Below are 20,053 nucleotides of genomic sequence, written 5' to 3'. Positions count from 1 at the left end.
ATCCACAATTCTCTAAACCATCCACAATTCTGTAAACCGATCCACAATTCTGTAATCGATCCACAATTCTGTAACCGATCCCGCGAACAAGAACCGACGGGGACGTCGGTAATTCCATAATCATGGAACGGAAAATATCCGAAAAGCCGGCTTTGCTTACCCGGTTTCGGCTTTTTTTTGGGCAGCCTGCTTTTCCGCGATCAGGTAGAGCTGGAGGATGCGCAGTTCATGATAGCTATATTTCTCTCCCAGAGCCTGATAGACAGGGTTCAGGTATCCCAAGCCGCGGCGGTTGAATTCCTCGATGATGCTATGTGAGTCGGATTCTTCCAGCAGGGAAATCTCCCAAAGTTTGGCGGGATCGACGCTGCCGCCATTTTCGAGATGGAGCTGAAGATGTTTGAGGATGTTTTCCTGTTTGCAGTCAAAAAAGACCATCGCTTGGGAAATGCTGTGTCCGGAAGCGAGATAATCGGCGATTTGCGCACTTTTGCTTATTTTGGGAGGCGCTTTGAAGGGCGCCGTGGGATTGGCGGTTTCGAGGATGTTTTTCAGCGCGCAATAGTCCTTGATCAGAGGCAGAAAGATATCTCCGTAGTCTTCAAGTTTTTTGCTTCCCACGCCATAGATCTGGCGCAGGGAATCCGTGCTATGGGGAAAATAGCTCGCCATTTCCTGTAAAGTGCGGTCGTTGAAGATGATATAGGGTGGCATTCCCTGTTCGCGCGCGAGCTGAAGACGTTTTTGGGCAAGGATGCCAAAGAGCTCCATGTCACATTCGAGATCGGTTTTTTGTAGCAGCAACGCGGTCACGGAAGCTGGGATCAGGACTTCGGTTTCGCCTCTGATGATCTTCCATGAGGCATCGTTTAGGATCGGCGAGCCATATTGGGGATCGATGCCGATCAAGCCATGCTTTTTCAGGTGGTAAAAGAGTCCGAACCACTGTTCGCGTTTCCATTCTTTGCCAATGCCATACACGCTGAGGGCATCGTGTTTAAAGCTCGTTATCTGCTTGCTTTTGGAGCCGCGCAGGATGTCGATAATGTGCTTCGCGGGATGTCTTTGCCCGCTACGAAAGATGGTAGAGAGAAACTTTTGTGCCTGCATCAGCGCGTCGATGCGTTGCTTATGCTTTTCGAGGCAGTTGTCGCACATACCGCAATCGGAATCTTCAAAGCGTTCGCCAAACCAATTCAAGAGCGGGATGCGGCGGCAGATTCCGGTCTCGGCATAGTCGATCAGCGGTTTCAGATGCAGCAGTTGAGATTTGATCATCTGAGGATCTGGAGACAGGTTGATGATGTGTTTCACGATGTCCAAGTCGTTGTAGCCAAACATCATCATGCAGACTGCCGGTAAGCCGTCGCGCCCGCTTCTGCCGATTTCCTGGTAATAGGTTTCCAGGTTTTTGGGCAGGTCAAAATGCACTACGAAGCGGATGTTGGATTTGTTGATGCCCATCCCGAAAGCGATGGTGGCGACGATGATGCGGATTTCGTCGCGGATGAAAGCTTCCTGATTGCGATTGCGTTCTTCATCGGACAAACCGGCATGGTATGGCAGCACGGAAAAGCCTTCGCTCTGGAGCTTATCGGTCAGTGTATCCACGTTTTTGCGGGTTAGACAATAGATCAGACCGTTTTCGCCGGAGTGAGCTTTGAGAAAATTGAGCAGCTTGATGAAGGCGTCCTGTTTTCTTTCCACCATCAAAAGCAGGTTTTTGCGGTTGAAGGACTGGATAAATTGATGCTCGCCGGGGATGTCCATCACTGCACAGATGTCTTTGCGCACCTTCGGAGTAGCGGTGGCGGTGAGAGCAAAACAAACGGCTTTGGGAAAGCGATTGAGGATATCTTTGAGCTGACGGTATTCGGGACGAAAGTCGTGCCCCCAGATCGAAATGCAATGTGCTTCGTCGATGGCGACAAGGTCTATACGCCTGTCTCCCAGATGTTTGAGGAATTGTTCTTTGAGCAGCGTCTCGGGTGCGACGTAGAGCAATTTCACCTTTCCGGCTTTGATTTTGTTCAATACTTCGGATTGCTGGTTTTGGTTCATGGAGCTGTTATACATCTCGGTGGGAATGCCCAACGCCTGCATTTGCATCACCTGGTCTTTCATCAAAGAGATCATCGGACTGACGACGATGCTCATATTGGCAAAGATCAGGGCGGGAAGCTGGTAGCAGAGAGATTTCCCGCTGCCGGTAGGCATGACTGCGAGGGCGTGTTTTCCCTCCAAAAGGTGCAAAATGATCTCTTCCTGTCCTTGCAGAAACCGGTCGAAACCAAATACTTCTGAGAGCCTGGCGCGCAGATCAGTAACCGTGATTTGCATATTCATCCCCCGGATCAAATCTTCATTAAAGCAAATATCGGACGGGGTCGATATCGGTCAAGAGAAATGTGTTGACAGTTTTCGCGCATAATCGAGGTTGTATTTATGAAGAGGTGAGGATATGGAACATGGATAAAGTCTTTAGTATCGGTCATTCCAATCACGAAACGGATGCCTTTTTGGCACTTTTGAAGAAGTACGATATCGATATCGTGTTAGATGTGCGCAGCAGTCCCTATTCGGCACGCTATCCGCAATTTAACCGCGAATTGCTGATGCGGAGCCTGAAGGACAAAGGCATAGCGTATCTATCTATGGGTCAGTTTTTTGGCGCGCGCCAACTGGATAGCGAGTATTATACTCCCGCGGGTTGGTTAAATTACCGTGCTTTTTGCAAATCCCACATCTTCAAGAGTGGAGTGGAGGAGCTGGACAAATGCCTGATCGAGGGTAAAATACCGGCGCTTTTGTGCGCTGAAAAAGATCCCTTCGATTGTCATCGCGCCATCATGGTGGGCAGGGCATTATCTTTGCAGGGCTATGAGGTTCAGCACATCCTTGCAGACGGCTCGATTCAAACTCAGATTGAGCTGGATAAGATACTGTTGGACAAGTTTTTCCCGCATCGAGACGAAGGCAGCATCTTCGATTTGATCGATGGCAAACCCAGCGAGGCGGAGCTTTTGGGAGAGGCATATTTCATCCGCAATGAAGCCATCGCCTGGCGCAAAGAGGAGATGGAGGATTGAGCACGGCGATTTATACCATCGGCTTTGCCGGAAAAACGGCAAGGGAGTTTTTCAAGATCCTGCGGGACAACGGCATCGCCACATTGGTGGACATCCGTTTAAATAACACCGGACAACTTGCCGGCTTTGCCAAAGCTCGGGATTTGGAGTATTTTCTGGACGAGCTTGCGGGAATCACATATATTTACTATCCATTGCTGGCACCGGCGGCAGATTTGCTTTCCTCCTTTCGGGCAAAGCAAGTGGACTGGGTTGACTATCAAAAGAGCTATCAGAAGATTATGCGCGACAGAAAGATAAGCACTTTGATCAAAACCGATTACCTTGCTTGGCAAGCACCAATCTGCCTGCTGTGTTCAGAGCCGACCGCGGACAAATGCCATCGCAGGCTGGCAGCGGATTTCATCGCCAAACAACTGAAAATAAAGAAGGTGGTGCATCTATGAAAAAGCAATTGATCCTGCTTGCGACCTCCAAGAAATATGGCAGATACTGTGTCGCCGGAGCGGATGTCCAAAGCGGGGCGTTGATTCGTTTGATAACCTCGAACAGCGATGCCCATTATGCCATCGAACCTGCCCAGATGACCTACGCGGACAGAACTTTGGCAAAGAAACTGGATCTCGTCGAAGTCGAATGCACAGACCGATCGATTTCCTATTATCAGAGTGAAAATTATGTGCTTAAGCAAAATGCCGTGTGGAAAAAGCTGCGTGAATCCTCAATCGAAGAAGTGCTGCAGGTTCATCCAGCCAATCAAAGCGCTTGGGTTTTTTATGATCGTGAACGCAAGCTGCATCAGAGCAAATTCATGGATTTCACACCGCGGGAGATCAAATCCCTGCTTTTTATCCAGCCGGAAAGCTGCGCTCTCTTGATCCAGCAAAGCTGGGAGCGACGTCAGGCAATGCTTGCTTTCGTCTATAAGGGCGTCGAATACGAGCCTTTCCCAATCACCGATTTTGAATATCTGGCGGCGGTGGAAAGCGTTGCCGAAGGCACACACAAACTGCCAAAGAGTCCCCATCTATTGGTGAGCGTGGGCGAATGCTTCGAGCAGGATAAATGCCACTACAAGATCGCCGCGGGAGTTTTCCCATGAGCAAAACCCTCTATCTGATCGACGGCACGGCGCTGCTCTACCGTTCGCACTTTGCTTTCATCAAAAACCCGTTGACCAATTCCAAGGGACAAAACACCAGCGCTATCTTTGGAGTGATCAATTCCTTTTTGTCTTTGATCGAAAACCGGCAGGCGGAATATCTTCTGATCAGCTTTGACCGCAAGGCGCCTACTTTCAGGCACGAATTGAGCAAAGCCTACAAAGCAAACCGTCCGCCCATGCCGGATGATCTGATCGCGCAATTGGCGCCGGTGCACGATTTCTTTCACCGCATCGGCATGCCGGAGATTTCGCTGGACGGATTTGAGGCGGATGACGTGCTTGCCACGCTTGCGGAGCATTTCAAGAAAGACTTTGAGGTAATGATGGTGACCACGGACAAGGATTTTTCTCAACTCGTGGAGGAGCGCGTCAAGATGCTCGATCCAAGCAAAAACATCGAGATCGGCAGCGCGGAAGTCTTTAATAAATATGGAGTTTACCCAGAACAGTTTATCGATTACCTGGCGATCATGGGGGATTCATCGGATAACATTCCTGGGGTGCGTGGCATCGGTCCCAAAGGCGCGGAGAGCCTGTTGAAGGAATTTGGCAGCCTGGACAATATCTATGCCAATCTGGACAAGATTCCCGAAAAAGTGAAGAGCAAATTGATCGAGAACCAGAAAAACGCCTATCTCTCACAACGGCTTGCCACGATCATTCGGGACGTGCCGATCGATATTACTTCGCCGGACACCTTGAGATTTGACCCACGCAGACTGGTGGACGCGATCGATTACTTTGATCAATATGAGCTGATGAGCCTCAAGCGCAGGATCGAAGCGCGCTATGGCAGAAAGGAAACGCAGCCGGTAATAGAAACGCCAAAAGTGCCGAGAGAAGAGGAACTTCCTTTGGCGCAGGCGGATATCTTTGGCAGTGATACCCCTCCTCCGCTCATAGAGAAAGAAGAAGCGGCTGACGCCTTCAACGCGTTTTTGGTGGATAAAACAAACTTCTCCACTCTTCTAAACGAGGTCTCTAATGCCGAAATCGTCAGTCTGGATACTGAGACGGATTCCATTGATCCGATGCTTGCCAATCTCGTAGGAGTCTCGATCTGCTTTAAAACTGAGGAAGCCTGGTATATCCCGCTGGCACATCAAATGCACGATAATCTTGATATGAAAGGGGTTATCGAAGCCCTGCAAGAAAAACTGCGGGGCAAGCTGATCGTCGGGCACAACCTCAAATATGACATGATCGTGCTCAAACGGCACGGCTGGGAGATCGATAACCCTATTTTTGATACCGTATTAGCGGCATATATCCTCGATCCCGGCACCAATCAATATTCCCTGGATGCCTGTGCCATGGAGGAACTGGGGCACACGATGATCCCGATTTCGGCATTGATCGGATCGGGGAAAAAGCAGGTGACCTTCGATCTCGTCGATGTCCGCTTTGCGGCAAAATATGCCGCGGAGGATGCCTGGGTAGTTTTCCGCATCTATCCTATCTATCGCAAAAGACTGGATAACAGCAATATGCGTGAGCTTTACGACGAGATTGAGCTTCCTTTGGTGAGGGTGATAGAGCGGATGGAAGAAAACGGCGTGAGCATCGATACCGGCATGCTGCATGAGATTTCCAAAACTCTCAACCGGGAGATCAAGCTGTTGACGGAAAAGATCTACGACTATGCCGGATACCGGTTTAACCTCAATTCCACCCAGCAACTGGCAAAGCTGCTCTTCGAGGAAAAGAAACTGCCATCGCGGAAGAAGACCAAGAGCGGATTTTCCACCGATAGCAGCGTGCTGGAAACCCTTGCTGAGGACTATCAAATCGCCGATGATTTGATCCAATACCGCCAGCTCGCCAAGCTCGAATCCACCTATGTGAGCGCCCTGCCAAAGCTGATCAATCCAGCCACCGGACGCATCCATTCATCATTTAACCAGACCGTTGCCTCTACCGGCAGGCTTTCTTCCTCGAACCCCAATCTTCAGAACATTCCGGTGCGCACCGAGCTTGGACGCGCCATCCGCAAAGCCTTTGTGGCGAAGGAAGAGGGCTTTTTGATCCTCGCGGCGGATTATTCTCAGATCGAGCTGCGTTTGTTAGCGCTTTTTTCCCGCGATGAAGTGCTGATCGACGCTTTTCATAAAGGCATCGACATCCATCGTCAGACCGCGGCGCTGATTACGGATAAAAGCCTTGCAGAAGTGAGTGGCGAGGAACGCAGGCAAGCCAAGGCAATCAATTTTGGGCTGCTTTACGGAATGGGGCAAAAGAAACTGGCGCGCGAGCTGGGCATCAGTCAGGATCGGGCGAAGGAACTGATCACCAACTACTTCGAACGATTTCCTTCCATCCGGGCTTTCATCAACAACTGCATCGCCAACGCCCGCCGTGAAAGGTATTGCGAGACCCTTTTTGGGAGAAGGCTCTACCTGAGAAACATCAACAGCCCCAACCAAGGGCTCAAAAGCGAGGCGGAACGCGTATCTGTAAACATGCCGATCCAAGGCAGCGCCGCCGATCTGATCAAAATCGCCATGTTAGATATCCATGCCCTGATCAAAGCCGACGATCGCATCCGCATGATCATGCAAGTGCATGACGAATTGGTCTTTGAAGTTCACAAAGACAGCGTTGAAAGAGCAACCGCGCTGATCCGCGATTGCATGGAAAACGCACTGCCGCAAGAGCATCGAAACATAGTAGAGATCAAGACGGATATCTCGCATGGAGCAAGCTGGTTTGACGCGCATTGAATTTGCACGGGTGGAACTAACCCCGTAAGACACAGTTGACAGCATTTACACTTTTTTACATAATGAATCTATAAGCTAAGTAATTGGGATGAAAGATATGAGCACACAAGACCTGATCAACGAACTCGACTGGCTGCGCCGGGATGTTATCGGCAGAAACATGCCTTTTGAAACGCCTTTTGGCACGCGCACTTTGGTCTATGCGGATTTCACCGCCAGCGGCAGAGCTCTGAACACGATCGAAAGCCATGTCCAACGGATCTTGCAGTATTATGCCAACACTCACACCGAGGACGATTTTACCGGCAAGACGATGACCCGCCTGCTGCATGACGCGGAAAAGATCATCAAGCGCCATTTCAATGCCAGCGCCAAGAATAAGATCATCTTCACGGAATCCGGCACCACGGGCGGGATCACAAAGTTGCAGCAAATCCTTGGCGTGTACTGGCCTCCCGCCACGCGCGAAAGAGTGAATTCCTTCCTCAAAAGCTGTCTGGAACGCAATCCCGGCAAGGTGCTCTGCAATCAGGATCTGCACAATTATATCCGCAACCACCGTCCCATTGTTTTTGTGGGACCCTATGAGCATCATTCCAACGAGATCATGTGGCGTCAGACTTTGTGCGACATCATCGAACTGCCGCTCAACGATAATGACGATCTCGATCTGGAACTGCTGGAAAAGACGGTTTCTGATCCTCAATATGCCAAACGCCTCAAGATCGGCTCCTTTTCCGCCGCCTCAAACGTTAGCGGGCTGCTCACGGACGTCTATGAAGTCGCTCGTATCATGCACCGTCATGGAGGTTTGGCTTGTTTTGATTTCGCCGCCTGCGCTCCCTATGTCGAGATCGATATGAACCATGACGGGGAAAGCTATTTCGATGCCATATTCTTCTCTCCGCACAAGCTAATCGGCGGACCTGGTTCCTCCGGAGTGCTGATCATCAACGAAGACATCTATCCCGCCAAGCTGCCTCCCACCGTTCCTGCAGGCGGCACTGTGGATTATGTCTCTCCGGAAAAAGAAGAATACATTCGTGATATCGAAACGCGGGAAAAACCGGGCACGCCGGGAATCATGCAAGCCATCCGCACGGCGCTGGCGATTCAGATCAAGGAAAAAGCCGGCATGAAACGAATCTCTGAGATCGAGCACTTTTATTATCATCGATTCCAGGACGCCTTCAAAGGAGAGAGCCGCATCTCTTTCTATGGACCTCAGGAGGCGGATAGGAAAGTGCCGATCGTGCCCTTCAACATCTGCCACCGGGGTAAATATCTGCATCCGAAGTTCGTCACCCGCTTGCTGAACGATCTATTTGGTATCCAAACCCGTGCGGGATGTTCCTGTGCCGGACCCTATGGACATCATCTGATGAAGATCGGTCATAACATTTCGGATTATTATCGTTGCCTGATCACCGTGGCAGGATACACTGGGATCAAACCCGGTTGGGTGCGTCTCAACCTGCATTATGCCCACGATGTCGCTGAGGTGGATTATCTGATCGCCGGAGTGAAATTTGTCATCGAGCATGGACACAAGTTCCTGCCGCTCTATATTTTCGATATCAAGACGGGGGAATGGAGGCATCTGGATTTCGTTCCGGTCAATCACATCGAAGTGGATATTGAGCAGGCATTTGCGGCTGGCGTCTTTGTTCACGAGCAGCACCAAAACGCTTCAGAGCTCTATCGACAGGCGTTGGACGAGGCATACAAGCTCGCTTCCGGACTTCCGGAAGAATATCCACTCGCCGTGTTTGAGAAGGAGCTTGAGAATCTGATGTTTTTTTATGTGAGCCGGGTGGAAAACTATAGCTACAGTGGGGAGTTTTTGCTCTGAACCGCTGCCTGGTTTCGTAAAACAAAAAAAGCCGCTGAAATCAGCGGCTTTTAACAGTTCAGTCTTTATACTATTTTAGTAGCGACGTTGAAATCTGTTGCGATTGAACTCTTGTTTTTTGACTTTGCGGCAATCGGGGCAACGTTGGGGTTCGTTCTGAAGTCCCTTTTCTTTGTAGAATTCCTGCTCACCATCGGTGAAGACGAATTCTTTCGAGCAGTCTTTGCAGACTAAGCTTTTGTCGGCCATGAGTATCTCCTTTGTTTTGGGATTTATACATTCGGGTCTGAGGCATTTCCAAAACAAAACGGAATCGGCTCACGGAATGTTAAATCGCATAAAGAGGACATGATTGTGAGAAGCATCATTCTGTCAATATAATTCTTTGCATTTCCTCAACTTTCTTTGAATAAATCGCTTTTCGTAGCCAAAAGATGAACTCGTCGATGGACGCGCGCCTTGATGCAAAGCCATTTTAGCCCGTTTTTACGTTTCTCCCAAAGAAAAACAATATCTGCCCTTATTGCAGCCCCAATTCGTTGACGAAATTGAGTATCGTGCCTGCCATCGTGCCGAGAAATATTGCAATCATCACGATCTGGAAGGCGATGATAATGAGATAGGCTTTGGCAAAATTGCCGCGGGTGGGGTTGCCGGAATTGTCCACAGCCCAGACGATGAGGACGATGATATTGACGAGCGGGATCATCATCAGGACTTGAATCACGATCCATTCAAAGACTCCGATTACCGGTGCTTCGCAAACCGAAGTGCGGTCAAAAGAAGTCTGCGGAGGCTGATATTCGCGGGGCGGTTCATACATCGTTGTCTCCAGTTTATGCCCGATAAAATCAAGACATTTTCATTTTGTCCCCATGTAAATGAAGCTGGCAAAAGCGTCAAGAAGTGCTTTTTGGGGTATGCTGAAGAATTGGGAATTACTGCTAATTTAAGAATCGAGAATTGGTAGGAAACACTCACCCGCTCCCCCTTAGCATTACGGAATCAATACGGACTCATTACGGACTAAGTCCGTATTGACTCCGTAATGCTCACGGGAGAGGATGTAAATTGAATTGCTAAGGATTTGAATATAAAAGTGGTTAGATGATCAAGGAAAATTACCGGTATTGGCGTTGTTAGGTATTCTTGTCGCCCCTGATGGGGCTGCCGCGCAGGAACCGACGGGGACGTCGGTAATTCCATATTCCATCCATCAGTTCCATCGGTCACGGGGTTTCCCATTCGCTCCACCCCTAGCTATCTGGTATCGCCTCTGATGGGGCTGCCGCGCAAGAACCGACGGGGACGTCGGTAATTCCATATTCCATCCACCTTTTTCAGGACACCTCAATTTCATCTCTCAATTCCCAATTAGCAGTAATTCTCAATGCACATTGAAGGAATAGTTGAACAGTCTCCCTTTTCTATTGACAAAAAGCTGCTTGTCAAATCATGTTCCCAAACCTCCGCTTGCGGATAACTAAATCTGTAAATTGTACCCTAATATGGAGATAATATGAAAATCCTGATTACAGGCGGAGCCGGATTCATCGGCTCGCACCTTGCTGAAAGACTGCTGAACGAAGATCATCACGTGCATGTGATCGACAATCTTTCCACCGGCAGTCTGGACAACATAGAGACTTTTAAACAGCATCCCAAGTTCCGCTATACGATCGGCACGATATTGAACCGTGAATTGATGGAGAAGCTTTTCGTGGGGATCGATCAGGTCTATCATCTGGCGGCAGCGGTGGGCGTCAAATATATCATCGAGAATCCGCTGCTCTCGCTCAAGACCAATATTGTGGGCACGGACAACGTGCTGGAGCTGGCAAACAAGCACAAAGCCAAGGTGTTGATCACTTCCACCTCGGAGATCTATGGAAAGAGCGAGCAGATTCCATTCAAGGAGCAGGATGACCGCCTGCTTGGCTCCACGCACATCAGTCGTTGGGGCTACAGTTGCAGCAAGGCGATCGACGAATTTATGGCGTTGGCATATTTCCGCGAGAAAAAGCTGCCGGTGGTGATCGTCCGCTGTTTCAACACCGTGGGACCTCGCCAGACCGGTCAATATGGCATGGTGCTGCCCAAATTCATCAAAGCCGCTTTGCTTGACCAACCCATCCTCGTCTATGGCAACGGTATGCAATCCCGCTGTTTCGCAGATGTCTCGGACGTCGTGGATGCTTTTATCAAGCTGATGAATGCGAGTAATTGCCTGGGCGAGATCTTCAATGTAGGCACCACCGAATCGATCACGATCGCAGAGCTGGCAAAGAAGGTCAAGACCATGTGCGACAGCAAGTCCCGCATCGAATACATGAGCTATGAAGATGCTTTCGAAGAGGGCTTTGAAGATATGATGAATCGCATGCCGGATCTTTCCAAAATCAAAGAACACATCGATTTTGAACCCAAATACAAACTCGACGACATCATACAAAGGATGATCGAATACTATGAAAACTAAGTTGCTAATACTGCTGGCTTTCGCTTTGCTGGGAGCTTGGATGGCAGCTCAAACACTGCCGATCCAAGCCCAAATCCCGATCTCGGTGAGTGTCACCGGTTTCGTTGCAAATCCCGGAGTCTATCAGATGAGTGCCCTGAACCGGCTTTCCGATGCCATCGAACGGACGCGGAATCCCAAAACCAAGACCAATCAGGCACAGTTTATCAATCCCCTGCAAAAACAACTGGCGGAGCAAGATTCCCTTTACGACAACTTTCAGGCGCTACGCAGCGTTAAAATCACCCGCGGTGAAAAAACCACCGTCTATGATTTGCAAAAGTTTCTCCGCATCGGCAAGCTTGAACACAATCCCCTATTGCGGGATTCAGACGTGATCACCGTTTCGGCGATGTTCAGCACCGTTTCCATCCATGGGGGTGTCTATCTGCCGGGGGATTATGAGTTTATACCCGGAGACCGCCTCTCCGATATCCTCATTCTGGCGCAAGGTTTCATTTCGGGTGCCGATCTGAAGACCATAAACATTTATCGCTACAAGGATAATCTGATCGATTTCGACATCATCAAGCTTGACCTGAGCGCCTATCCGTCCAAGCCGGAGGTGGCGGATTTTGCCCTGAAGGCATTTGACCGTGTGATCATTTCCCGGGATTCGGAACAGCGCAGAGCCTGGAAGATCACGGTGGAAGGAAACGTCAAAGCCCCCGGGGATTATCTCATCGGAGACAAGACCACGCTCTATGACGTCTTATTGCAATGCGGGGGACCGAACCTGCGCGGAGACCTGAAAGGCGCGTTGCTCATAAGTGGGACTCATAATCTCGAGACCGATCCGGAATTCGAACGCCTCAAAGAGCTCAGCATGACGCAAATGACACCGATGGAATATAACTATCTGCGCTCCAAGATGAGGCAGATCAAAGGTAAATACAACGTGGATGTGTTCGATGCCTGGGGTTCAAAGGGCGAGAAGAGCAATCCGCTCCTGCGTGATGGAGATTATCTCTATGTGCCGGAAGTGTTTGACATGGTCTATGTGAGCGGTCAGGTGCGGCGTCCCGGCTTGGTACCCTGGGTGGAAGGCAAAAACTGGGAATACTATATCTCCTCCGCAGGCGGTTTCACAAACAACCGCCGCTACAGCGGCACACGCATCATCCGCGCCGCCAGCGAAAACTGGGTCAAACCTGCAAAAAAGCTGGTGATCAATCCCGGAGACAACATCTTCGTGGCGGAAAAGACCGACCGCGATGCCTGGTTGGATATCAAGGACGTTTTTTTGCTCACCTCCCAGTTTTTGACGATCATCATTAGTGTGCTCGCGCTCACTGCAAAATAAGATTTCAGGAGAATAGAGAATTATGAAAGTCCCCATGCTGGACCTGCATGCTCAATATGAACCATTGATGCCGAAGATCCGCGAGGCGCTGGATCGCGTCTTTGCCGATCATCACTATATTATGGGTCAGGACGTCAAGGATCTTGAGGAAAAGATGCAAGCATACCTTGGGATCAAACACGCCATCGGTTGCGCCTCCGGCACCGACGCTTTGGTGCTGGCGATCAAGGCTCTGGGCATCGGCGAAAATGATGAAGTGATCACCACTCCATTCACCTTCTTTGCCACCGCCAGTTCGATCTGGCGCAATCATGCCATACCCCGCTTTGCTGATATCGATCCCAAAACCTTCAACCTCGATCCGGACAAGCTCGAAGCCGCTATCACACCCAAAACCAAGGCGATCATGCCCGTGCACCTTTTTGGACAAAGCTGCGACATGACCCGCATCATGGAAATAGCCAAAAAACACGGCTTGTATGTGATCGAGGACAACGCCCAAGGCATCGGCTGCACCTGGGATGACAAGATGAGCTGCTCTTTCGGGGATATCGGAACTTTATCATTTTTCCCCAGCAAGAATCTCGGTGCCATGGGTGATGCCGGAATGTGTCTGACCAATGATGACGATTTTGCCGCAAAGCTTCGCCAGCTCCGCGTTCATGGCGAAAGCCCCAAATACTTTCACAAATGGGTGGGCTTGAACAGCCGGCTGGATACTATGCAAGCCGCAATCCTCTCCGTCAAACTGGACGCGTTGGCGGATTGGTCCACAGCCCGCCGTGCCAATGCCGATTATTACAATGCCCGGCTCAAAGACATCACCGGGATCAAAACTCCTTTCATCGATGCCAAAGCCGTGAGCATCTACAATCAATATACCCTGATCTGCGAAGACCGGGACGGATTGATGAAACACCTTCAGGACGGCGGAATCGGCTGCGCCGTCTATTATCCCCTGCCCTTGCATCTGCAGGAGTGTTTTGACTCTTTGGGCTATAAAAAAGGTGATTTCCCCGTTTCCGAAGCAATGGCGGAAAAAGTGCTCTCAATCCCCATCTATCCGGAGCTCAATGATGAGCAGAAAGACTATGTGGTCGAGCGCATCAAGGATTTTCACACAAAGGATGACCTATGAACCTGATCGTCTGCATCAAACAAGTGCCAAATACCACCGAGATCAAGATCGACCCCGTGACCAACACCCTCATCCGCGAAGGCGTGGAAAGCATCCTCAATCCCTTCGATACATACGCCATCGAGGAAGCGGTTCGCCTCAAGGAAACCCACGGCGGCAGCGTCACTGTGATCAGCATGGGACCCCCACAGGTGGAGGAAACCCTCCGCGAAGCGATCTCTCTGGGAGCGGACAACATGATCCTGCTCTCGGATCGCAAGTTTGCCGGAGCGGACACCTGGGCGACAAGCCTGACCCTTGCCACCGCGATTAAAAAGCTCGGCAATTTTGACCTCATCTTAACCGGCCAACAAGCCATAGATGGCGACACAGCTCAAGTAGGACCCGGCATCGCCGCCCATCTCGATTTACCGCAGACCTGTTTCGTGCGCCGTATCGAAAGCGTCGAGGGATGCAAGATCATCCTCCAGCGCCTGATGGAAGACGGCTATGATCGCATCCAAATGCGCCTACCGGCTGTGATTTCCGTGGTCAAGGAGATCAACAGTCCCCGACTGCCATCCTTGCGTGGAAAACGTAATGCCAAAGCTTTGGAAATGATTGTCTGGAACGCCGCCGACCTCGGTCTGGACGAAAAGGACATCGGCTTGAACGGATCGCCAACCCAGGTGCTGAGTATCTTCTCTCCCAAGCATGACAAGCTGACGGAGAAATTTGACGGACACGCGGACGAAGCGGTCGAACTGATCGTCAAACGCCTACACGAAATGACCAAATGAGGTTTCCACGATGCTAAGATTTCCAGACATCAGCCCTGATATCGCAAGTTTCAACCTGCTTGGCATGCACCTTCAGATCCGCTGGTACGGCTTTTTCTATGTGCTAAGTTTCATCCTTGGCTTTTTGTTCTACAAGCGCATGCTCAAGCTTAAAAACATCAGCCTCACCCGTGAGCAATACGAAACCGCGCTCTTTTCCGTGATGCTTGGCGTGGTATTGGGTGGCAGGCTCGGCTATGTCATATTTTACAACCTGCCCTTTTATCTGAGCAATCCTTTGGCGATATTTGCCGTCTGGGAAGGAGGAATGTCCTTTCACGGAGGAGCTCTCGGTGTGATCATCGCCGGACTGATCTTCACCTGGCGCAACAAACTGAGCTTCCACGCTCTTGCGGACGCCGCGGTGCCTTTGGTGGCGGTTGGTTTGGGGCTTGGAAGATTGGGTAACTTCATCAATGCCGAGCTTTGGGGCAAGACCACAAGTGTCCCCTGGGGAATGGTTTTTCCCGGTGCCGGATCTCTTCCACGTCATCCGACCCAGCTCTACGAAATGTTCTTGGAAGGGATCGTTCTCTTTCTGGTCAGCTTTTATCTGTTGAAACGGGTAAAGCGGGACGGGATCGTCTTTTGGATCTTTATCGGTCTCTACGGGGTGTTCCGTTTCCTGGTGGAATTTGTGCGCGAGCCGGATGTACTGGATATCTATCAGAAATACGGTTTTCTTTTTGGATTCATGACCGTGGGTCAGATCCTCAGCTTTTTGATGATCATCGCCGCCGCCGTCGGCATCTGGATGATCAACCGCAAATCATTAGTTCATAAGGAGATGTAATGCGTTTCAGGCATTTATTATCTCTCATTCTTGCAGCCCTGCTATTTTCAGCCTGTGCCGCGAACAAACCGGCGAATGACAAAGAGCGGCTGCGTTCCGAAATGTTGAAATGGGAGAATTTCTCCTCCGACGGCATCGTGCAGGTAAGCTACATGGGCTTATCCCTGCGCAAAATGTTCGTGCTGAATAAAAGCAAAAGCGAGGTTCGTTTCGACGTCATCGACGGCGGAGCCATGGCAATGCAAAGCAAACCTCTGCTCTCCGCTTATATGGGAGAATACATCAGCATCCAATCCCCCTTCGCGCCCCAACTGGAAAAGCTTTCCGGCAGTTTGAACAAACAAAATCCCCAGGGTTTCTTCGCATCCCTCGATTCGCTCATCAACGTCTATGGCGATGAGATCATTTTGCACAAAAAGCTCAGCGCCGGCGGTGTCGAAATCGTCTTTGATAAAGACCTGAGGATCGGGCAAGTCAACGCTCCCGAATCCAAGAGCGGCATCACTATCAGCTATCTCTCAAACGGTAATCCGGACAAAGTGTTCATCAATCTTGACGCCAAAACCTCAATCGAGTTGCTGTTTGACAGAATCGGCTACGGCAAGGCGGAAATCGTTCCCCTGCCGCGTCCCGAACCACATTTTAACCTCCAGCAATTTCTCGAGGAAAACGCTCATCCCCTGACCCCTCCAAGCGGGGTGAAAGAATGATCCCGCGATACACGCTGCCGGAGATGGAACGCATCTGGACGATCGAAAACCGCTATGAATGCTGGCTGGAAGTGGAACTCGCCGCGGCAAAGGCAATGCACGAACTGGGCATCGTTCCTTCCAAAGATTGGAAAGTCATCTCCGAAAAGGCGGATTTCAATTCCGACCGCATCGAAGAGATCGAAGCGGTCACCAAACACGATGTCATCGCTTTTCTCACCAACGTCGCCGAATACGTTGGCGAGCCCGCACGTTGGATTCACTATGGCATGACATCTTCGGACGTGCTGGATACCGCCACCGCCATGCAGCTCAAGCAAGCGGGAGAGCTGATGTTGACCGAGCTATACCGTCTTTCGGAAACCCTCAAACTCAAAGCCCGAGCCCATCGGCGAACGCTTTGCATGGGCAGATCGCATGGCATCCACGCAGAACCGACTTCCTTCGGCTTGAAGTTTGCCCTTTGGTATGACGAAACCCAGAGAAGCATCGAACGCCTCAAGGACGCCATCGAGTGCATCTCCGTGGGTCAGTTTTCCGGCGCGGTGGGCAATTATGCCCATCTCAGCCCCGAAGTGGAAGAGATTGCCTGCAAATATCTCGATCTCAAACCCGCCAACATCTCCACTCAGGTGATCCAACGCGACAACCATGCCTATTATCTTTCCATTCTTGCTCTGATCGGTTCTTTGATCGACAAGATTGCTCTCGAGATCAGACACCTCCAGCGCACCGAAGTCCTCGAAGTGGAAGAAAACTTTTCCAGCGGTCAAAAAGGCAGCTCCGCTATGCCCCACAAGCGCAATCCCATCGTCAGCGAACAGCTTTGCGGCTTAGCCAGAATCCTGCGGTCAAACGCTCAAGCCGCCATGGAAAACAACGCCCTCTGGCACGAACGCGACATCTCGCACAGCAGTGTGGAACGTATCATCCTGCCTGATTCCTGCATCCTCGCGCATTATATGCTCAACCACGCCATCACTTTGATCGAAAACCTCATTGTCTATCCTGAAAATATGAAAGCCAATATCGAGCTCACCAACGGTCTCGTCTTTTCCCAGGCGCTGCTTTTGGCACTCACCAATACCGGAATCTCCCGCGAGGAAGCATACCACCTTGTGCAAACCAACGCCATGCTTTGCTGGCAAAACGGCAAACCCTTTCTGGAACAGGTGCTCAAAGACGAACGCATCCTTTCCCTGCTCACCACCGAAACCATCAAAGACATCTTCAATTATGACAGATATCTGCGCCATGTGGAGCATATCTACAAACGCTGCGGGATCATCTGATTTAATGAATAATCGTAATTAAGGACAAGGAGTTATCTATGAAAACCGCCATTCTCCTGATCATCGCGATCGCCATGCTGATGCCGCTGGCGCTTCTTGCTCAAAAACCTGACGACATCACCGGCGTCTGGTATAATGGTGAAAAAACCAGCAAGATCGAGGTCTTCAAAACCACCGCCGGAAACTATGCCGGCAGAATCGTCTGGCTCAAAGTACCAAACGACGCAGCCGGAATCCCCCGAGTGGACAAAGACAATCCTGAGGCGAGCCTGCGCGCCCGACCGCTCATGGGCTTGGTAGTCCTGACCGGTCTGAACGTCAAAGCCAACGCCAAGTATGACTGCGGTAAGATCTATGATCCAAAATCCGGCAAAACCTATTCCAGCAAAGCGGAATTCGACGGAATTGACAACCTGAAACTGCGCGGCTACATCGGCGTTTCGATCGTTGGTAGAACCGATACCTGGACGCGCACCACTAAATAAGCATCATTCAATCGCCTTATCCGGCATAAACATCCGGCACAACCGGTTAGAGAGGTATAATGTCCACACCGCGAAACAAGTTTCTGTTCACGCATATCTCCATCCTGCGCAAGATCAAGACCGCACAGTTTGTGCGTCAGATACCCGCCATCATCCTATTATGGGCGTCGTTTCTGCTCAATTATGCCTTTCCTGCCCTCGAACTCTATACCTTGGCGCTGATCATTGCTCTAACTGCAATCGTTTGGAATCTTTTCATCAGTATGAACTACCGCTTCAAACGACGCATTCCCACGCCGCCGGAAAACGCGATTCTATCCCCCCTCCAAGGCAAGATTCGCTTCATTCGCGGCAATGAGGAGACCTTGCTTTTGAGTATTCGCAAGATATTTTTGGACAGAGTCGAGATCCGAGCTCCCTTGGATAATTGCCGGCGTGAGGAAGATATGCTGAAACTGACGCTTGGAGACAAAAACTATTCTTTCCGATTCAATGCCAAGAACATACGATGGTTTGATTATGCGGAAATGAAAAGTGGAAACGTGATCGGAACGATGGTCGGCAGCGGAACTTGCACAGTTTCGATGCCGGGAAACTCAAAACTCGAGCTGGTCGAAGGCAGATTGTTAGATAGCGGAGAGCCCATTCTGGAGTTTGAAGACGATCAACCCCAGGCTGTCATCATTATTGAATAAAGAGGTTTTTGTAAATGAACCGGAAACCAGTCATCGGTTTGAGCATGAACTACATGCAACTCGGCAAACATCACCAGTTTCATCTCCGCGGCAAGTATGTCGATGCTGTGGTTTCCCACTGCGCTTTGCCGCTCCCGTTGCCTTGCACGACGGATGCAGAGAGTATTCATCAATATCTTTCCCTGATCGACGCCCTCGTCATCATCGGCGGTAATGATTATCCCGCTGAGATGTTTGGCGAGACACCACATCCAAAGATTGAGCTTGCCGATCCGCGCAGAGCGGAAGCGGACCCCCTGCTCTTTCACGCTGCGCTGAAGTGGAATTTGCCAATTTTGGGCATCTGTGCCGGCATGCAGCTCATGAATATCGCCCTGGGCGGTAAACTCGTCCAGCACCTCGATACAGCGGAATATCACACCGGGGAAAATTATCATCCGGTCAAAATCACCGGCGGCAGGTGGCTGCCACTGATCTTTGACACCGGTCTCCTCACCGTCAATTCCAACCACCATCAAGGCTTGAATCCCGCATATATCGGAAAGGGTTTGACTATCTGCGCCATTGCCGAAGACGAGGTCATCGAAGCCGTCGAATATGACTCACCGCAAATGGTTTTGGGCATCCAATGGCATCCGGAACGCATCACCGATCTGCTGCATCGCAAATCCCTATTCGATTTTTTCATAGACCAAGCCAGACTATATAATCAGTGAACGGGTGAGCGAGTGAGTCTGCGCCCCTCACCTGTTCACTTGTTCACCAAATTGTTCAAGTCCTAACCAAAGTTTCGCACAAAAAACCCTAAATATGGTTAAATAAGCTCGTAACTTATTGAAAAATAGAGTCCGTATTCCGAATAAAAAGCTCAATAGTATCCAAAATCAGGTCTATACAAGGAATATATATATATTGCCAACATCAGCGGCTGGGTGTTCTGGGATTCATGTTTATAAGAAAGAAGATCATTCACAGTTCACGTACCGGTAACAGCCACACCTATTATTAGTTGATTGAGTCCCGCAATACCGAGAAGGAACCACGCAGCACTGTGTTGTTGCATTTGGGCAGACTGGAATTAAGTGATGAAGAACAGAAGACGCTTATCCCAAGTTTCGCAAAGTAGTGCCTAAGTAATTGAAAAATAGACGGGAAGGTTTTCATTTTGGGCACTACTTTCGAATTGAGTAGTATTGGTGTTTACTGACGTTGATGTTGTGGGAGTCTGAATATTTCGGCTGCTTCAGGGTCTAATGTTCCAGTTTGTCTGAGGTGATGTTTCTTTCCAGCGGTATCTGTAACTATCAAGGTCGATCGCATGCTTGTGGATAGTTCTTTTTTGATTCCCAGCCAGCTTTTTCGGTAGTCTTTTCGGTTCAAATCGAACAAAATACTCTTCATAATGGCATACGCGAGAACAGATATCAATAGATGCGATTCGATCCGATCGTCCTTCTGGTGGTAGATTGGACGTG

General features: G+C 50.1%; 19 protein-coding genes. 15 read left to right on the top strand and 4 right to left on the bottom strand.

Annotated elements, in window-relative coordinates:
* Positions 1–156 precede the first annotated feature (156 nt).
* Positions 157–2,346 (bottom strand): DNA helicase RecQ, encoded by a 2,190-nt coding sequence (gene recQ / locus Q8M98_11205; protein MDP3115320.1) that lies wholly within the window; start codon positions 2,344–2,346, stop codon positions 157–159.
* A gap of 122 nt (positions 2,347–2,468) precedes the next feature.
* Between recQ and Q8M98_11200 the strand changes: the two genes are divergently transcribed.
* The 5 genes from Q8M98_11200 to Q8M98_11180 all read left to right on the top strand — a co-directional run bounded on the left by Q8M98_11200 (position 2,469) and on the right by Q8M98_11180 (position 8,826).
* Complete coding sequence (locus Q8M98_11200) at positions 2,469–3,089, top strand: DUF488 domain-containing protein (protein ID MDP3115319.1); 621 nt, start codon at positions 2,469–2,471, stop codon at positions 3,087–3,089.
* Positions 3,086–3,535 carry a DUF488 domain-containing protein gene (locus tag Q8M98_11195; GenBank protein MDP3115318.1) on the top strand — a complete coding sequence of 150 codons (450 nt, stop codon included), beginning with the start codon at positions 3,086–3,088 and terminating at the stop codon, positions 3,533–3,535. Before Q8M98_11200 ends, Q8M98_11195 begins: the two co-directional genes overlap by 4 nt.
* The gene (locus Q8M98_11190) at positions 3,532–4,191 is read left to right on the top strand and encodes a hypothetical protein (protein ID MDP3115317.1); all 660 of its coding nucleotides are present in this window, start codon (positions 3,532–3,534) and stop codon (positions 4,189–4,191) included. The genes Q8M98_11195 and Q8M98_11190 overlap by 4 nt, the downstream gene beginning before the upstream one ends.
* Positions 4,155–6,974: a DNA polymerase I gene (gene polA, locus Q8M98_11185; protein ID MDP3115316.1), complete on the top strand. Its 2,820-nt coding sequence runs from the start codon at positions 4,155–4,157 to the stop codon at positions 6,972–6,974. Before Q8M98_11190 ends, polA begins: the two co-directional genes overlap by 37 nt.
* Before the next feature lie 97 nt (positions 6,975–7,071).
* Positions 7,072–8,826, top strand: a complete 1,755-nt coding sequence (locus tag Q8M98_11180; GenBank protein MDP3115315.1) for an aminotransferase class V-fold PLP-dependent enzyme — start codon at positions 7,072–7,074, stop codon at positions 8,824–8,826.
* A 75-nt stretch (positions 8,827–8,901) separates the two neighbouring features.
* Here Q8M98_11180 and Q8M98_11175 read toward each other — a convergent pair whose 3' ends face one another.
* Together Q8M98_11175 and Q8M98_11170 are read right to left on the bottom strand one after the other, a co-directional pair.
* Entirely contained in the window at positions 8,902–9,075 is a 174-nt protein-coding gene (locus Q8M98_11175; GenBank protein MDP3115314.1) for a zinc-ribbon domain-containing protein, read from the bottom strand.
* Positions 9,076–9,346: 271 nt separating this feature from the next.
* Positions 9,347–9,649, bottom strand: a complete 303-nt coding sequence (locus Q8M98_11170; GenBank protein ID MDP3115313.1) for a hypothetical protein — start codon at positions 9,647–9,649, stop codon at positions 9,347–9,349.
* A gap of 696 nt (positions 9,650–10,345) precedes the next feature.
* Between Q8M98_11170 and Q8M98_11165 the strand changes: the two genes are divergently transcribed.
* From Q8M98_11165 to Q8M98_11120, 10 genes are read left to right on the top strand one after another with little or no spacing between them, the layout of a single operon-like run.
* Entirely contained in the window at positions 10,346–11,305 is a 960-nt protein-coding gene (locus tag Q8M98_11165) for a GDP-mannose 4,6-dehydratase (protein ID MDP3115312.1), read from the top strand.
* Positions 11,295–12,647, top strand: coding sequence for an SLBB domain-containing protein (locus Q8M98_11160; GenBank protein MDP3115311.1), 1,353 nt, complete (start codon positions 11,295–11,297; stop codon positions 12,645–12,647). Before Q8M98_11165 ends, Q8M98_11160 begins: the two co-directional genes overlap by 11 nt.
* A 22-nt stretch (positions 12,648–12,669) precedes the next feature.
* Positions 12,670–13,785 carry a DegT/DnrJ/EryC1/StrS family aminotransferase gene (locus Q8M98_11155; GenBank protein MDP3115310.1) on the top strand — a complete coding sequence of 372 codons (1,116 nt, stop codon included), beginning with the start codon at positions 12,670–12,672 and terminating at the stop codon, positions 13,783–13,785.
* Positions 13,782–14,564 carry an electron transfer flavoprotein subunit beta/FixA family protein gene (locus Q8M98_11150; protein ID MDP3115309.1) on the top strand — a complete coding sequence of 261 codons (783 nt, stop codon included), beginning with the start codon at positions 13,782–13,784 and terminating at the stop codon, positions 14,562–14,564. Before Q8M98_11155 ends, Q8M98_11150 begins: the two co-directional genes overlap by 4 nt.
* Positions 14,565–14,574: 10 nt before the next feature.
* A complete protein-coding gene (gene lgt, locus Q8M98_11145) occupies positions 14,575–15,396 on the top strand; it encodes a prolipoprotein diacylglyceryl transferase (GenBank protein ID MDP3115308.1) in 822 nt (273 codons plus the stop codon).
* On the top strand, positions 15,396–16,106 hold the full coding sequence (locus Q8M98_11140; GenBank protein MDP3115307.1) for a hypothetical protein: 711 nt from the start codon (positions 15,396–15,398) through the stop codon (positions 16,104–16,106). The genes lgt and Q8M98_11140 overlap by 1 nt, the downstream gene beginning before the upstream one ends.
* Positions 16,103–17,398 (top strand): adenylosuccinate lyase, encoded by a 1,296-nt coding sequence (purB, locus tag Q8M98_11135; protein MDP3115306.1) that lies wholly within the window; start codon positions 16,103–16,105, stop codon positions 17,396–17,398. The genes Q8M98_11140 and purB overlap by 4 nt, the downstream gene beginning before the upstream one ends.
* 38 nt (positions 17,399–17,436) lie before the next feature.
* Positions 17,437–17,883: a DUF2147 domain-containing protein gene (locus Q8M98_11130; GenBank protein ID MDP3115305.1), complete on the top strand. Its 447-nt coding sequence runs from the start codon at positions 17,437–17,439 to the stop codon at positions 17,881–17,883.
* Between the two features lie 59 nt (positions 17,884–17,942).
* The gene (locus Q8M98_11125; GenBank protein ID MDP3115304.1) at positions 17,943–18,578 is read left to right on the top strand and encodes a hypothetical protein; all 636 of its coding nucleotides are present in this window, start codon (positions 17,943–17,945) and stop codon (positions 18,576–18,578) included.
* 14 nt (positions 18,579–18,592) lie between these two features.
* Positions 18,593–19,294 carry a gamma-glutamyl-gamma-aminobutyrate hydrolase family protein gene (locus Q8M98_11120; protein MDP3115303.1) on the top strand — a complete coding sequence of 234 codons (702 nt, stop codon included), beginning with the start codon at positions 18,593–18,595 and terminating at the stop codon, positions 19,292–19,294.
* 484 nt (positions 19,295–19,778) lie between these two features.
* Here the strand turns inward: Q8M98_11120 and Q8M98_11115 are convergent.
* On the bottom strand, positions 19,779–20,053 hold a 275-nt coding region (locus Q8M98_11115), incomplete at its 5' end, for a hypothetical protein (GenBank protein MDP3115302.1).

The sequence above is a fragment of the Candidatus Cloacimonadaceae bacterium genome, from assembly GCA_030693415.1.
GTDB lineage: Bacteria > Cloacimonadota > Cloacimonadia > Cloacimonadales > Cloacimonadaceae > JAUYAR01.
Note: the sequence above shows the minus strand (reverse complement) of the source record. Positions and strands in the feature narration are given on the sequence as shown.